This window comes from Parageobacillus galactosidasius (assembly GCF_002217735.1).
GTDB classification, from domain to species: domain Bacteria; phylum Bacillota; class Bacilli; order Bacillales; family Anoxybacillaceae; genus Parageobacillus_B; species Parageobacillus_B toebii.
This window is the reverse complement of the sequence record NZ_NDYL01000001.1, coordinates 1,483,906-1,500,278: the sequence shown is the minus strand read 5'-3', so window position 1 is coordinate 1,500,278 and position 16,373 is coordinate 1,483,906. Positions and strand designations below refer to the sequence as shown.

The following is a 16,373-nucleotide window of genomic DNA, read 5'->3' as shown; positions in this document are numbered from 1 at the left end:
GTGGTATACGTGAAAGATTTAGGAGAATTTCATAAAAATTCAAAGATATTTTTAGAATTATTGACAATAGATGAAAAAAATATGCCAATTTCTGTGGATAGTATACCTACAGTGGCTATTGGGTATTATGGCACAGATGGCGTTCAAAACATGGATAATGTTACACTAAATACAGTAGATGGAGGCAATAGATATACTTATGTGTACGAAATTCCTTCGAATTGGCCAGATGGGCAATATATTTTGCGATATGAAGTAATAGTGCAAGGTGTTACACATACTATAGAGGAGACATTCTCTTTATACTCTAACTCAAATGCAGAACATGATTCCGGTTCAAATGAAGATGTACAAGATGAAATATTAGAAACGGATACTGATATTATGATAATGCCTCCAGAATTTCAGATACCAGTAGATATTCAGGTAAATGGTAATACAATTACGATTACACCAAAAGAAAGTGTCGCTTATAATCGCACTTATACATTAGTTTTAGATAAAAGTATCCAGTCAGTAACCGGAAAGTCTTTATCGCAAACACAAGTAATTCAATTTACTTCTGAATACAGCCCATTATATGCAACGCCTCTAGAGTTAAGATCTATTCTTTCTCGATTGTATTCTTATTTTACATTAGATGAAATGTATGCGGCATTGCGAGATGCTGGACAAAAAGTGCATCAATTATTAAAGAGAATTCCAGATGCCAATAATTCACGTTTTCAATTATTAACAGATCGGGATGATGCATATTTTCCAGCAGCGAAATTTAGTGTATATGAAGCAGCTAAGAATTTATTAAATCATTTGTTAATCAAAGTAATTGAAAGACACACTAATCCATCCAACGAGCAGATGGAAAATGGCTTCAAGTTAGGGGATTTTGAAGTACAATTTGGTGATTCATCAAACGGTTCCAATGAACAAAACAATGCTTTGGATATGATTCAAGCATTGCTTTCTAATATTGAACGAGATTGGAAATATTGGATGGATGCTTTAATGGGTAGAAATGCTAGAGGATATGCTAAGCCAATTACGGCAGTTACAAGAAGTAGTTCTCCTAGTCCAGAAAGTAGGGATATTTAATGGATATACGAAAATTGCTAAAGTCTATCTTGCAACAGTATGGGCATGATGTTGTGTATGTGGAAAAAGATAGGCGTTTTCGATGCTCTTGTTATTCAGAACGCAGTGGGGAATCAGCAGATCCTAATTGCCCTAAATGTTTTGGTACTTCATTTTATGTCACTTTCAGAAAAGTTAAGGTAAGGAGAGTTATTAGTTCTGTCCCCGAAACTCTAATTGGAGTAAATAAACTAACAGAAGAAGGCAATGTGACTTTAAAAGCTTATGTGTATTACATGGAATATGATGCATATCCCAAAGAAGGGGACTTGATCTTAGAAGTAGATTGGAAAAATGGAATACCGGTGAATATTAAAGAAAAATTGTTTATTAGTGTTGTGGAACCTAAATTAGGGGATCAAGGAAGGGTTGAGTTTTATCAGGTGTATTGTCGTTATACACCGAAAGGGGCGAATGACGATGATGCCCTCTCCACACATTGAGTATCAACAACACGACTCCATTTATTTATTATCCCAGGCACCGACAGGAAAGCGATTAATCATTATGGGAGAAGCCGATAATGGACCATATTATGAGCCAGTATATGCTCCTAATACTTTTGTGGCGCAATCTTACTTTCAATCTGGCCCACTTCTAGAACGTCAAAAAGATGCATTATTATTTGATCCAAATTTAGAGGTTTATTTGATGCGGATTGATAAGTATGGATTTGTTTCCGCATTAGATTATTTAAAGACCTATGAGTTTGATTTGTTGTATTGTGATACTATTCGATTTGGGGAAAATACAGAGGATATTTTGTCATTTATTGAATTTGCGCATGAAAAAGAGCAGCAAGGAATATTAGTTCATGGCATTTTTGATTTAATGCCATTTAAGAATATCACAGAGTTGGAATCAATAGAGCAACTAATTAAGTCATTTACTTTTGATTCTTTGTTTCATATCGAAGAAGACGGAAAATATTTATCTGTTGTTGTTGATCAATTTCAAGATCATAAAGCAGGAGCAGTTTATTCAGGAGTAATCGCTTCATTAGATATTGGTACAAGTCCAATGAATAAAAAAATCAATGTTCAACTAAAACAGGAATTTAATAAAAGAGAAATTCTGTATTTGGAACAAATAGGGGTTGTTTCTTTCCGGTCTAGTTTTAAAAAAGGAGTTGTTTGTGCTACTTGTCCTTGCGCCGTTCATACACCGGGAGTCCATAAAAATATAGCGAATTTCAGAATTGCTCAATCGGTAATCTTGGATGTTTCTAGTGCATTATCTTCTTTTGTGGGCCGCACTGGAATATCTATTCAAGGACAAGAGATTCAGGAATTATTGATTTCAATTTTAGATGAATATCGTCAAAAAGAAATTATACGTGAGTACGCATTTAGTATTGTCTCCGCTTATTTAGAAGGATCTATCTATGTGGAATTAGAGATTGTCCCTGTTTTCACTACAGAAAAAATGATTGCACACACACAAGTTCGAATTAAGCGTTAATTGGGTGAGAGAGTATGAAAATTCAGGATCCATATTTGGATGATCGACTACGATCTGAACGGCCTATCACATTTTTGCAATTTGTAGATGTGTTGCGGAAATTATGGAAAAGTGCGGGTAAGAAAGGAGATATTGTCCGACAATTTCCTGTTGATGAGGATGTAAAATATCCGCTAATCACATATCGATTATTAAAACGAGTTATTAATCCAAGTTTCAAAGATTATAAACCTCGTTTTCGAGATGTTATTCGCCATCCATATGCACCGGATCAATTTGTTGAATTATATGGACAAATTTTTGATGTATGGGTGGAATTTAAAATTTATTCATTAAGTCAGGAGGAAGCAGATGAATTGGTTGTTGAATTTGAAGATTTTCTTTATATGTATACTGGTTTTTTTAAGAAAAGTGGAGTGCAAAATATTCAATTTTACTCACAAGAAGAAGATGAGTTGATCACAAAAGGAAGATATCCTGTTGCAGTAAGAACACTTCAATATCAAATGCGATTAGAGAGAGTAGTGCCTCGTTTCTTAAATCAAATACACGATTTGGCTGTTCAAGCCAATATTATGCATACATCAGAAAATCCAAATGAAGAGGAGGATTACTAATGGCAAACGCAATTGTTGATAAATATCCAAACTTGCCTGGTGTAAAAGTAGAATATGAAGATGGTAACTTATTTTCGAATCAACAAAATTTGCAGGCGACAACACAATCTGTTTTAATTATTGGCACTGCAATTGATGGTCCAGTAGGAGAACCAGTAAGTGTACAAGCTATTGGTGGTCCAAAAGCTGCAGAAAAATTATTTGGTGGTATGTTGAAGAAAGAAGAAATTGAAACAGGAGAGGTAGATCCAAATACAGGTGAAAGAATTAAGAAAACCGTAAAAGTGCCGCATAAAGGTACTTTAGTGCGTAAAATGTATGAAGTATTGCGAACTGGCAATGAAGATGTGCGATTGCTTCGTATTTCTGGTCGTCGTGCAAAAACAGAATTACATGCGCAAGACATTGCAACAGAACTCACTCAGTTTTTAGGTTTATCTAAAGGTAATGTGGCTTTCTCAAAAGCATTGAATTTAGAAACAGATGCACGCATTAATAGCAATGCAATTGAATATATCCGTGAATTAAAAGATGATTCAACAATTTTGAGGGAATATACTGGTAGCTCTATTAATAATGTCATTTTGAATTTAGATACAACACCTGGTTCAGAGACTATTCATTTCGCTGCCGATAAATTCCGTCCTGGCAATAAATTAGAAGTGAAAATCAATTATAGTAAACGCAATTATCATGAAGTAATGCGCAGTGATACAGATGGTGTTCTCACGCAAGACCCTACACAAACAAACTATTTCTCTAGTGTGCATGGTTTTTGGTCTGATAATGTTGCTGCTGGACACACGATCAATGTGTACGTAAATGGTATTTCTATTCCACAAATGAATGCAAATGGTCAATATTTATGGCGGCCAGGTAAAGGAGATCCTGCTGTTACGGATGAATTAACACAAGACTATACAGCAAAAGAATATGAACAAGGTGGTATTCGTTTTACAAGCGCATATCAGCAAGAAGTAATAAATGGCGTGTATCCAGCATTAACATCTTCTGTGACAGTAGTAGCAGACTATTTCTATTATGATGAAGTGATGATGAATACGGTTCAAACTTATGATGTTCCTGGTGCAGATACGACTTATGAATTGAATTACGTTCCACAGCCAGACGCATTCCGAGTATATTATGAGTTAAATGGTAATCAATATGATTTACAACCAAAAGACGCAAGTAATCCAAATGGGCATTATACAATGATTTTCCCAGCAGCAGGAAGTAAAGAAAAAGCAAAATTAATTATATCTGCTGGTGCCACTCCAATTGGAGTAAAATTATATGCATTGTATAAAACAAATGAAGCTTCTGTTGATAATCCAATGTTGATTGTAGAAGGTAAATATCCAGGAAGCTTGTATGGTGGAATTAAAAATGTGTATGATCCAAATACGTTGTATGGTGTGCAAGTAGAAGTCCGGGAAGATATTACGCCAGAAGATCCTTCCGGAAAAGAAAAAATCATTGCATTTATTAAACCAGAAGATAAACGGACTTCTAATCGTGATTACGCACTAGAATATCGGACTCGTGAATTGCGTGGTATTCGCACATTAAGAGAATTTGCAAACTACGTTAACAATGACCCACGCAACAATGTTGTACAATTGTCTGTTCCAGATGGTGCTGGTGATATTCCGGTGCAAGGATTATTGCCAACAGATCGTCCAGTATTCTTAGGAGAATGGAAAAACCCTGCAACTGGTGAATATGAGCTATTGAAAGATGATACAAAACCAGTCAATGATCCAGATTATTATCCATGGCTTGGAACAGACGGATTCTTTGATGTGACAAGCCTAAAAAGCATGAAAGAACTTTATGAGGAACTAGGTGGAGTTTATGAATTAGTTCCTGGAACAATTGATGAATATGAGTTAGTGAAACAAGGTATCTATAATAAACTAGAAAACTATGCAGTAGATATCATTATTATGGCAGAAGCGTATGCTAATACACCAATTGGTCGTGAAGTAAAAAACGAACAAACAGGAGAAATCGAAATTGTTGAAGATCCAACACGTAATTTTGCTACGCAATTGGCACAACACTGTGCAATTGTTACTGCAAAAACATGGGAAACAATCGGTGTCATTAGTGTAGCTCCTGTAAAAAATGCAACACTATTAGACATTCAAGCTTATATTGATGAATTAACAGCTCCAGGCATGAATGAACATTACATGTATAATGAAGCAACTGGAGAATTGATTTTGAATGATGATGGAGAGCCAATGGATATTGGTCGATACGTCAACGTAGTTTTTGGCCCAGAAGTTGGGCTAGCAAATGACAAAATTGGTACGTATGTAACAGATGGAGCACCGGTTTATGCAGGTTTAATCTCCACATTAAATCCAGAAGTTTCTACAACTAATCAGCCGGTTCCAGTTCAAGGGCTTCGTTATCATTTATCAGAAGCACAACACAATCAATTGGCTGGAGCACGATATGTAACATTCGAAGAAAAAATTAACTTGAATGGTACTCGCCGTGTAGTTGTTAAAGATGGTGTAACAGCGGCACTTCCAACTTCGGATTATCAACGCTTATCAACAGTTCGCATTGTGCATGCAACTGTACAGCTTGTGCGTCGTAAGGCAGATCCATTCATTGGTATGCCGAATGGATTAGCACAACGTAACTCTTTAGCAACGGAAATTCAAGCTGGATTAGATAGATTGAAAGAGCTTGGTGTATTACAAGATTTCCGCTTCTCGATTTTCACAAGTGCTAAAGAACGTGTAATTGGAAATGCCTTCATTACATTAGAACTTGTACCTCAATTTGAAACTCGCAAGATTTTTGCAAGCGTATCTTTGCGAGCTAGCTTATAACACTACAAGCCAGCGGAGGAACTTTTCCTCCGCTAATAAAAAACAAAGAGGTGAAGTAGCATGATTCAGCAAGAACAATATACTCGCACATTTTCCAGCTTTTCTGGTGCTGATATTGTAGCAACATTTAATGGTCGTGTTATTGGTGAAATTCAAGCTATTACGTATAGTATTTCTCGTGAAGTGGCTCCAATTTACACGATGGGATCTCCAGACCCACGCAGCTTTAGCCGTGGAAAACGTGGAATTAGTGGATCTCTAGTATTTGTTCAATTCGACCGAGATGCATTGCTTGAAGAAATGAGAAAGAATTACGACAATAAAGCTCCGCAAATGTTAGGCTATCAAACATTTATTGCTAATGCAAATGGCCAAGGGATGAATGGCAGCATGGGATTAGAGATGCAAATTTTGAATGGATTAAAAGCAACTCGTGGAACGACTACTGGTTATGGTATTGAAACATGGGATGAAAAAATGACAGAACTTGGATATGGTGCTACGAATACATTTAATCCTGATAATTTAACAGACTTCTTCCTTCCTGAATACGCCGATCAGTTGATGCCATTCAATGTAACTATTACAATGGCTAACGAGTTCGGGCAACGTGCAGGAATGGAAATCTACGGAGTTCAAATTTTAAATGAAGGATCTGGATTCTCTGTGGATGATGTTGTAACAGCAAAAGCATATACATTTGTTGCTAGAAAGATTAAACCAGTTGAACGTAAAGGTAATTTGCGCTTAGAGGGTCGAGCAAGCGGTAGCCCTGTCCAAGATAATAAACCAGTAGGCGGAGCATTAATCATATAAGAAATAAGCCGTAAGGGTGACTATATAAGAAACAAGAATTGGACAGCGTATTTAGCTGTCCAATTTTTTCAAGAAGGGAAGAAGAATATATGAGTGAATTATATATGTTCATTGCAAAATTATTGATTCAATTTGCTAAAAGTGAAATGTTAAAGAATATTACTGCATCAGATATGCAAAGAAGTCAAATCAAACGAAGATTGTTAAGTGCTGCTCGTTATATGATGCAACACATAGATATGTTGGATGAAATATGGACCATTAAAGGTATTTTTCAATTGTTGTATGATGAGTTAAAAACAAATGATTATTACGGATATCTTGTATGGATTGAAAGAGAAATAACAGATTATGCTTCTCGCTTATCTATGCCAGAAAATGATCAAAGACGTTATCGTGAGCTTTTACGTGATATTCAGCAAGAAAAAGAAAAAGTCAAACAAGAATTAATACGTAAAGGGGAAGGCATACAGAACATACCAATATGGAAGCCTGCTGATCTGCGCCCTCTCAAAGAAGAAGAGACACAAATAGAATTTGAAAAACAATACCCTACACGCACATTTCATTCAAAACCTAAAGATGTCGGTTATCATTATTTGCGCCCTCAGTCTAGTTATTCTGGAACGGATATGGTTTGTACGATTAACATTCCGGGAAAAGGGCCAATTGTGTTCGGGGAATTATCGAGTATTTCTTATTCCATTTATCGAGAAAAAGTACCGGTGCGCTCATTAGGGCGTATTAGTATGAAAGGGTATACTCGTGGCATGAGAACGATCTCTGGTATTTTAACATTTACTGTATTTGATGAGAGCATTGTTTATCGTTGCATGGAAGAACTAAGAAAACAAGGATATCGTATTTTAATGGATGAAATGCCGTTATTTGATATTACTATTACGATGGCTAACGAATATGGATCTCAATCCATGCTAACATTATACGGCGTGACAACGTATACAGAAGGAAAAGTAATGAGTGTAGATGAGATCATGACACAAAACGTATATGAATTTTATGCATTAGATATTGATCCGCTATCAAAAATAGCCACAAAACATCAGTTTATATAAGAGGTGAATACCGTTGGCACGAGTAATGTTTCATAATTACAACAACGCTTGGTCAAGATATCAACCTTTTCCTCGCAGAGATCCATATCATCGTCAAGATACTCGTGTAGAATATGAGATTTATTCAAATGAGTATTTTTCAGGCGCAGATGTGCATCTTTATATTGGCGATATTTGGGTTGATGAAGTTACTAGTATTGATTTTGTGTTAGAAGAACAAGTTTTACCGATTTATGGTTATAGCTCATATACATTTGATACAGTTGCTAGAGGGCAACGGATTGTTCGTGGACAATTCTCCATCAATTTTACATCTACCGGTTATTTACAACAAATATTAGAACATGCAGAAGCTATCCAATATGCTTTGGAAACAGGAAATAAAAAGCAAGTCATTGATCTGAAATATTATCAAAAACTAAAACTGGATCAGATTTTAAAATTGTATGGGAAAGAAAGTTTTGAGCAAATTGCAGAGGAATATGAGAAAGCTATATGGGGCGAATTAACTGATGAAGAAGGGAAGTACCTAAGTAATTGGAGATCACCATATTTTCAAAAAAATAATCCATTAGGATTGGATATTCGTATTCATTATGGTCCAGTAGAAGAAACAATTATGAATGAGCAACGTAAAGTATACAGCTCGAAAGACCCTAATAGACGAATGCCATCACTTACTGTAGAAAGCATTAATGGCATTCAAATTACAGGTTTTTCGAAACGGGCATCTACTAGCGATCAAGGAGCACCGATCCAAGAAGTATATACCTTTATTGCGAGAGATATTAATGGGGCTTCAATTATGAAATAAAAAGGATTATAATATTAATGTAACACAATACGTAATTATTCAATATTGTATCAGGAAGGGGAAGAGTTATGTCACGGAAAGATGAGCAATTAGATCTGTTTCATGAGCAAGAAAAAATTGAGAAACCAATATCTTACGAGAAACCAAATTTATATGAATATGATGTAAATAAACAGGCATGGAAAAAAGTAGATCTTGAGGCACCAAGAGATGTATGTGATCCAACAGAAACAGAAGATATAGAGAAGCCAGATGCACAAGAGCATGCAGTAGATGAGCCAGAAATGATTCAAGCACCAAGTGGCGAAATGTATACAAAAGAAGAGTGGGAATCTCCAGTATTTGCAAATGGTCCAACTAGAAAAGAAGTAGAAGCATGGAAAGAAAAATATGGTCAAGTGTATTTTACTCCATTTGAAGATTTGATTGTTATTTGGCGTACATTATCTCGGCCAGAATATCGAGAAATTGTCCGTAATCAGGATTTAACAATGTTAGATCGTGAAGAAATTATTGCTGATAAGTGTGTGTTATTCCCATATGATTTTTCGTGCAAAAAATACACAGAAAACGGACGAGCAGGTATTCCAAGTTTATTAACTGAGATGATTATGGATAAATCAGGGTTTATAGCAAAAACAGCACCAATTAAATTGTAAGCAGAACATGGTTCTGCTTTTATTTGTATAGAGGGGATGTATATGACACCAGAACAATTGCAGCGACAAATCTTACGATGGAAACGAAAATATCCTGAACTGTATCAATTGACAATTACCGATGAGGAAGAAGAATTTTGTTACATGTTTATATTTCGTGCTATTGGGAGAGAAGAGTATAAACGATTGTTAGAAGAAAACTTGGAGTTGTGTGATTTTCAGGAGCGAATTTGCAAAGAAGCAGTGTTATACCCAAAAGATTATGATTTCTCACAAGGTTTAGCGGGGATTGCAGAAGTATTGTCTAATGCTATTATTGATGCATCTGGATTACATAACAAGCAAGCGGAACAATTATTAGAAGAATATCGTCAAGAAATGAATATTTTAGATTACCAGGTGGATTGCATTATTCATGAAGCTTTTCCAGAATTTTCACTAGAAGAAATACAAAGTTGGTCGGTTCGAAAACTAATGTATTACTTATCACGAGCTGAATGGATTTTAATGAATCTCAGAGGAGTGCCAATTGTGCCGGCACCTGCAACACAGCCATCACCATCATCATATCAATACACATTTACAAAAGAATCAGCCAATACTCAGACATCTCAATCATCATCTGCTTCTACACCAAAAGATCCAAATAAATTGGCAGAACAAGAAGTATTGGCCATGTTAGCAGAAAATGAAGCAAAACACGGAAGAAAAATTAACTGGCAAGGAAATAACATGGATGAAGTGTTCCCAGAATTATCTTGGTTTAAACATGAAGAAGAATTATGGGGAGATTTTGACTGATGTTTAAATTTTGGGAATGTATAAGTAGTATCATGTATGATCCACGGGTAAATCGATCATATGGTGCTGGACAAGATTGTATTCAGACATGTTGGGCTATTTATTTTGTTCGGTCTTTAGAAATCCTTGAAGGGAAAGAGTGGGATATTCATGCAAGGGTTGCAATACTATAAAAAAGATGAGAGTTCTGATTATGCTTATCGTCGATTTTTAGCAAATGAAGAAGAACGACAAGAAATGCCACTGTATCAAAAAGCAGGACTTGCTGCTATTGCTGCTGCAGGATTGTTAGCGTTAGGTCATCGAACAGGAGTAATGCGTAAAATAGCTCAATTTTTAGATGAAGAAGCACGTATTTCATTACAGTCTATTAAAGAAGTATTAGATGAAGAACCAGCATTGCGAAAAGAAGTATCTATGCGGCGATTAAAGAGTATTAAGGATCGGTACCAACAACGAAAGCAACAATTATTATCTGAATACAAACAGAAAGATATTTTGTCTCGAAGAGAATTTGATATTCAACGGATATTGCGGCAACGACAAAATTTATTAGAGACAGAAATCCCTTTGCATATTGAAGAAGGATTACGTTTTGAAGCGATAATGAAAGATATTCGAAAACATGCATTGACGAAAGATATAGCGAATCAAATTGAAGATGCATTAGGGCGTGGGGATTTTCAGATATTGAAATATGGAACAAAATCCGAGATTAATGCATTGCTTCGTTCTTCTGGTGTTCGTAATAATGATGCAATTAAAACAGTATTAGAAATTCGAGATCGACATAGAAGAACACAATTTATAAAAACTGAAGAAGGAAAAGCATGGGTTGAAGGAGTACAACGAAAATTACGAGAATTTACTGCTAAACAAATGCAGGATATTGCAAGAAGAAATGGTGAAATTAAATCTCTTATTGTTGGTCATCGTCAAGCAACAGTAGGGGATATTCTAGAGTTGCATGAAAAAGGAAAAATTCAACTTAACACAGAATTGCATGTGCAAATTCAAGATGTGTTGAAATACAATAAAAAATTTAAAGAAGCTATTTTCGATGAAAATTTATATATTCGAACTGTCAATGGAGAAATGCAATTAATCGATTATCAAGTATTTAGTGACATAAATCGAGGATTCATGAAATGGTTTGCTGATACGCTTCCAGGTGGATTAATGCATATTCGAGATGCATTGAATGTGCGTTTAGCACGAGAACGTGTCAGTTTTCGTATATTTGAAAGAGGAACCATTCAGCCAGTATTAAATGCACATATGGGAATTCATCATAAGGAACCATTGCGTCAGCCAGTTGTATATGTAAATGGTAAATTTGTTCGTTTGTTTGATGATAAAGCAATAAATGAAGATGCTCCATTGACAATTTTAAACCCAAAAAGAGATATGTATTTAACCTCTGCACGCTTTGGTACGGTTGGAAAGATTACTCGTCATATTGGCGAGTTAATGACAGAACCAAAAGAGCGCAATAAACTATTTGAGTTATTCGATATTGGTAATCAAAGTAAAGATTCTGAGCTACGTGAATATTTAAGTGTGATCACAAAGTTTTTTGATAAAGAATGGGAACGCAATATATTTAAACAAGCCTTTCGAAAAGGTGTAGAAAACAAAGATGTTTATTATGAGATGGATAAATATTTTAAACACTTTACGGAGGGCTTTTCTCCTCGTGTTTTGTATAAAATCAAGTCATATTTACCGGAATATCTCCAAGAATTTATCGAAAAGAATCAAATTAACTTTTCAAGAGACGAAGATATTTTGAAGTTGTTTAAAGAATTGCACATGAATAACGCATATCGCTTTAATAGTGAAGGTGAAGTTATTGGGAGAAAGAAACCAGCTAACTGGGATTTGTATCGAACATATATCAAATATGAACGAAATCCAGATGAATTTTTAGGACGGGAATATCCAATTGGGGAAACTAATCCATTCATTGGCGGTAATGTTCGAGTACAAACCGGAATGGATATTATTCGCCAACAAGTAGGATTAGAACTAATTCGTCAAATGGTACAAATTAAGCCGGCTGGCGTGATTAGCGAAGAAAAAGCATTATTAAATCTTCGAAACATGATTTCGCAATGGAGACAATCCGGTGACATTTTAAAAGCAGATGCACAAAAAGCCGAATGGCTTATTAGTTATTATATGTTCCAACAAGCAGCCAAACCAATTTACAGCAATGAAGAAGTGGCTTTATCAAACTTGACAGCGTTATTTAGAGGAAAGGGAGAAGCAGAACAACAATTTCAACGCAGTGTAGAAGAGATGATAAAATCCACTCATCCTATTTGGCAATCTCATAAAAGTCAGATCATCGAAAACTTAATTCGTGATGAGTACATTGCAGTAAACAAAGCGTTTAGTTCTCATACATTGCTCGGACGAATTAATGAATTTTTCACTGATTTTCCAGACAAGGCAAAACAATTAAGTTTCTTTACAGGAAGACGAAACATGGAAGATGTAACGACTTTATCGATCTTTGTAAGTTATTATCCATGGTATCGTCTCCAAGATGCATTAGCAAATGTGGGATTAGGATTTTCAGATGCTTCTATGGGAAGTCCGTTGCAATTAATGAGTTCACTGTTCTTGAAACGAATTTTTCCGGTATTTGCAGGTGTTACTGCTTATAAATATATTGATTATGAAGTGGATAAATATACTGGTGTCGGAATTACAGAACGTTGGGAAAACTATAAAGCGTATCGCCGCTTAGAAGAAGCAGTAGCTCGTGAGCAGTTTGGAACATTGGAAGAATTGCAAAGAGAGCGTATGTTGCGCCCTGGCATTGAACACTTTGATGATGCTCCATCTTTCTATGTCCCAATGATTGGAGAAGTAGGCCCTGGTGATTTATTCAATTTTATTGCAGGAACTATTTCAGGAACGGGATATTCATCCATTCATAAAGAAGACACAATGGGTGTAGAAGAAACTTATGAAGATATTACTGAAGGCGTAGAAGAAATCCGCAAAGGCAGATGGTGGGCATTTGGTTCAAAAAGCGCTTATCGTGGAGATCGTGTCATTCAATATGCGCCTAATAGTTATCGCCTTGCTCATAGTGATTGGGAATATACTGATGTTATTGGAAGTGGAGAAGAAGTATGGACGAATACGTTATTTCCAACAATTGAAAACTGGTTTGGATTAAAACATTTGCTTGGAATGACGGATCTATATTGGTTTGAACGAAAACATTATTATGATCGGCCATATTTATTAACAGGAGAATTGTTTAATCCAAATACACCATTGCTTGGTGATCTAGGCAATTTGATTATAGGAAATCTTATCAAGCCTGTGCGACAAATGCATATGGAATATTGGGGAGATCCAATACTCGTACAAGAACAAACAGAACAATATGGAGAGCGTCCTGATTCACCGGTTATAACACGCATTTCTCCTAGTGGTCGAGTAGAATACAATGTGTATGTATCACCAGAAGCATATGGCGGTTATGAAGTCAATCAAGAAGCACCAATATTAATTCCAGAAGATGAATTAAATCCAGAAGCACAACAAGTCGTAGAACAAAAATTAGCACCATATGAAGAAAGCGACACTCCACCACCAAAGCAATATATATTAATACCTCGGCAAAATGCTGAAACAGGAGAACCAACAGGAGATGTCATTATTTACGACACAGAATCTGAAGAAGCCATTTATATGCCAGCTCGCATGCAAGGAGAATATCGAACAATTGACGAAGCATTTTCAGCTGCAAGAGCAGCGGAAAACAAACCACCAGAAGATGTGAAAATTAAAACCAAACCAAGAGATTTATACGCACCGGTATATGAGTATCAAAAAAATGTGGATCGCAGAAAATTAATGGAGTTGAATGATCCACGAAGCATGGAGTGGAGAACGCAAGAATTTGCAAGCAACTGGTTAGAACCACATGGTATTTATAACTGGTTGTTAATGGACGAATTTTTACAACGTAATCCATATACAGGACAAATGGTTATAGAAAAAGCGGATAAAGCGTATAATGCTTCGAATGCTTTTTGGGAGATGCAATTAGGTTCATTAGGTGGAGAGTTCTCAGAGATTTTCCGCCGTTTTATTCGCAGTGATAGTGCACAATTAGAGGGATATAATCCAATTCGGAATACAATGCCGGATTGGTTGCCTGGGGCTGATTATTTTATTAACTTCCAAATCGGAGACCCATACTCAAAAATTCCATATGGTGAATATCGTTTGCCTGGTCCAGCTTATGAAGCGTTAAATGAATTGCATCCTGACCAATTTGGCATGTATGGCGCTTTTGATCGATTCAAAATCTTAGCAGATGTTGCTCCATGGTCAGAGGAATATAAGTTCTGGAGAGACTATGTAACAAAATACATTGAAGATCCAGAATTACGAAAAGAAGCAGCAGAAATTAAACGACAAGTCGCCAAACGCAAAAAGAAATATGAATTTCAACCATATATTTTTAAAGATGCAGAATTAGAAAAATATGAAGTAACCGTTACGAAATTTTTAGATGATTATACATTCTTAACCGAAGAATTTGGAGATACACCAATCCGATTAGCCGGAGTAGATACACGAGTTAAAGCAGAAGGAGTATTGCAACAATACTTCCAAGAAGGCGATAAAATTGTCATTGGCGTAGCAAAAGATCCAAGTCAGCGTATAGTAGATGACACATACGGAACAATGCGAGCTGTTGTATTCCGTGGATTGGAAAGTTTAAACCGTCAATTAATTGAACGAGGGGAAATGAAAGAAAATGTGAATGATACTTCACCTGCTGGTGTTTGGGCACGATTTACACCAGAAGAAATTGCGAAAGGTTCTAGATGGGAATCCATTGCCCATTTTGAATCAGCATTGAATACTAAGTTTTTACAAGTACGTACAGCTTTAGAAGAATATGAACGAGATCAAATCTACGGAAAAGATTGGGCTACATGGGAAAATATGGGTATTAGTGATTATTTAATCCCTGCTTTAGACAGAATGAAAGGTCATGATAATCCATTAATGGCTACGATGAGTGGAGCAGGAGTAGGTTTCTTTATTGGTCGTATTATTTTAGGTGGAGGAAAAAATACAAAATACGGAGTATATTTAGGGGCCGCTACGGGCTTATTGTTAAATCTATATGGACAATTGTATAAAGCAATCACTGGAGAGCGATGGATCCCAGAACGAAGAAGAATTGAGCATGAGATTAATGAGTATTTCGACATACTCAAGTATTTGAAATTCTCTGGTTTGTATGAGAAGGCAAAAGAAGAGCTGCGTCTCATGGGATATGACGCTGATAAATTAATCCAATACATCGAAGAAAAAGAACAAGAAACCAAAGAAAGAAGACAGCGATTAGAAGCAGAAAAACGTTGGTTGTATTTGAATCAGCCAAAAGGTTGGGAAGAGCGCAGAAAAGAAATCAATAAAGAACTTGAAGAGATATCAAAAGAATGGGATACATTGATTCTTCCTGCACCAGTCGCACAAGCTTTGTATTATAAAGAACAACGAGATACAACACTATATGCAATTGATCCTTTTGAAGACCGAATGAAAATCATTGCGGCATTGCCGTATAAAGATAAGTGGTTCTTTAACGAATTCGTTAATGCTACCGAAGAAGAACGAGAAAAGATTCTAGAATTGGTTCCAGAAAACCAAAGGCGTATTTATAAGGCTCTTTGGGGATATGGATTAGAGCCTCAAAAACCAATTGAATATTATGCACGAAAATATAATATTCCAGGTCCAGATTGGCCGGGATGGAGACCAGAATTTAGTCTGGAAGACATTAAATTAAAAGTTGTGCAACAATATGGGTTGGATTTAAGTGACTTTAACTATTGGCCTGACGATGTAGAAGCAGCTCAATATGTTCCAGACTTGCCATATGAAGATATCCATGCTACTTCTGCAACATTTCGTGGTTATAAAGATGTGGAGCGCAATATTCGAGAAATCATGCAAGGACAAGGATTATATGATGTGCAAGTGTTAGTTCAGCCTTCTTATGGCAACGAAACATATGTTACAATTCATTATGAGGAAGATCGAAGCCAAGAAATTGAAAATGAATTTAAATACAATATGGAAAAATATCTTCCATAAGG

The 16,373-nt window shown here is 35.9% G+C and carries 11 protein-coding genes; all 11 read left to right on the top strand.

What is annotated here, in order from left to right; translation table 11 throughout:
* Positions 1 to 9 precede the first annotated feature (9 nt).
* Positions 10 to 1,092 carry an Ig-like domain-containing domain gene (locus tag B9L23_RS07765; protein ID WP_089097212.1) on the top strand — a complete coding sequence of 361 codons (1,083 nt, stop codon included), beginning with the start codon at positions 10 to 12 and terminating at the stop codon, positions 1,090 to 1,092.
* A complete protein-coding gene (locus B9L23_RS07760) occupies positions 1,092 to 1,574 on the top strand; it encodes a hypothetical protein (RefSeq protein ID WP_089097211.1) in 483 nt (160 codons plus the stop codon). Before B9L23_RS07765 ends, B9L23_RS07760 begins: the two co-directional genes overlap by 1 nt.
* A complete protein-coding gene (locus tag B9L23_RS07755; RefSeq protein WP_089097210.1) occupies positions 1,552 to 2,592 on the top strand; it encodes a hypothetical protein in 1,041 nt (346 codons plus the stop codon). Before B9L23_RS07760 ends, B9L23_RS07755 begins: the two co-directional genes overlap by 23 nt.
* Positions 2,593 to 2,606: 14 nt before the next feature.
* Complete coding sequence (locus B9L23_RS07750; protein WP_089097209.1) at positions 2,607 to 3,209, top strand: hypothetical protein; 603 nt, start codon at positions 2,607 to 2,609, stop codon at positions 3,207 to 3,209.
* Positions 3,209 to 6,061, top strand: coding sequence for a phage tail sheath protein (locus tag B9L23_RS07745; RefSeq protein WP_089097208.1), 2,853 nt, complete (start codon positions 3,209 to 3,211; stop codon positions 6,059 to 6,061). The genes B9L23_RS07750 and B9L23_RS07745 overlap by 1 nt, the downstream gene beginning before the upstream one ends.
* 60 nt (positions 6,062 to 6,121) lie before the next feature.
* A complete protein-coding gene (locus B9L23_RS07740; protein ID WP_089097207.1) occupies positions 6,122 to 6,877 on the top strand; it encodes a hypothetical protein in 756 nt (251 codons plus the stop codon).
* Between the two features lie 89 nt (positions 6,878 to 6,966).
* Positions 6,967 to 7,953, top strand: coding sequence for a hypothetical protein (locus B9L23_RS07735; protein WP_089097206.1), 987 nt, complete (start codon positions 6,967 to 6,969; stop codon positions 7,951 to 7,953).
* A 13-nt stretch (positions 7,954 to 7,966) separates the two neighbouring features.
* Complete coding sequence (locus tag B9L23_RS07730; RefSeq protein WP_089097205.1) at positions 7,967 to 8,767, top strand: hypothetical protein; 801 nt, start codon at positions 7,967 to 7,969, stop codon at positions 8,765 to 8,767.
* A 68-nt stretch (positions 8,768 to 8,835) separates the two neighbouring features.
* On the top strand, positions 8,836 to 9,426 hold the full coding sequence (locus tag B9L23_RS07725) for a hypothetical protein (RefSeq protein ID WP_089097204.1): 591 nt from the start codon (positions 8,836 to 8,838) through the stop codon (positions 9,424 to 9,426).
* Between the two features lie 42 nt (positions 9,427 to 9,468).
* On the top strand, positions 9,469 to 10,227 hold the full coding sequence (locus B9L23_RS07720; RefSeq protein ID WP_089097203.1) for a hypothetical protein: 759 nt from the start codon (positions 9,469 to 9,471) through the stop codon (positions 10,225 to 10,227).
* A gap of 150 nt (positions 10,228 to 10,377) precedes the next feature.
* On the top strand, positions 10,378 to 16,371 hold the full coding sequence (locus tag B9L23_RS07715; protein WP_089097202.1) for a hypothetical protein: 5,994 nt from the start codon (positions 10,378 to 10,380) through the stop codon (positions 16,369 to 16,371).
* Positions 16,372 to 16,373: the final 2 nt, after the last annotated feature.

What these genes read in the sequence shown, in the direction of transcription:
- B9L23_RS07760 (WP_089097211.1), top strand. Translation starts at nt 1,092, where the DNA reads ATGGATATACGAAAATTGCTAAAGTCTATCTTGCAACAGTATGGGCAT.
- B9L23_RS07755 (WP_089097210.1), top strand. Translation starts at nt 1,552, where the DNA reads ATGATGCCCTCTCCACACATTGAGTATCAACAACACGACTCCATTTAT.
- B9L23_RS07750 (WP_089097209.1), top strand. Translation starts at nt 2,607, where the DNA reads ATGAAAATTCAGGATCCATATTTGGATGATCGACTACGATCTGAACGG.
- B9L23_RS07745 (WP_089097208.1), top strand. Translation starts at nt 3,209, where the DNA reads ATGGCAAACGCAATTGTTGATAAATATCCAAACTTGCCTGGTGTAAAA.
- B9L23_RS07740 (WP_089097207.1), top strand. Translation starts at nt 6,122, where the DNA reads ATGATTCAGCAAGAACAATATACTCGCACATTTTCCAGCTTTTCTGGT.
- B9L23_RS07735 (WP_089097206.1), top strand. Translation starts at nt 6,967, where the DNA reads ATGAGTGAATTATATATGTTCATTGCAAAATTATTGATTCAATTTGCT.
- B9L23_RS07725 (WP_089097204.1), top strand. Translation starts at nt 8,836, where the DNA reads ATGTCACGGAAAGATGAGCAATTAGATCTGTTTCATGAGCAAGAAAAA.
- B9L23_RS07720 (WP_089097203.1), top strand. Translation starts at nt 9,469, where the DNA reads ATGACACCAGAACAATTGCAGCGACAAATCTTACGATGGAAACGAAAA.
- B9L23_RS07715 (WP_089097202.1), top strand. Translation starts at nt 10,378, where the DNA reads ATGCAAGGGTTGCAATACTATAAAAAAGATGAGAGTTCTGATTATGCT.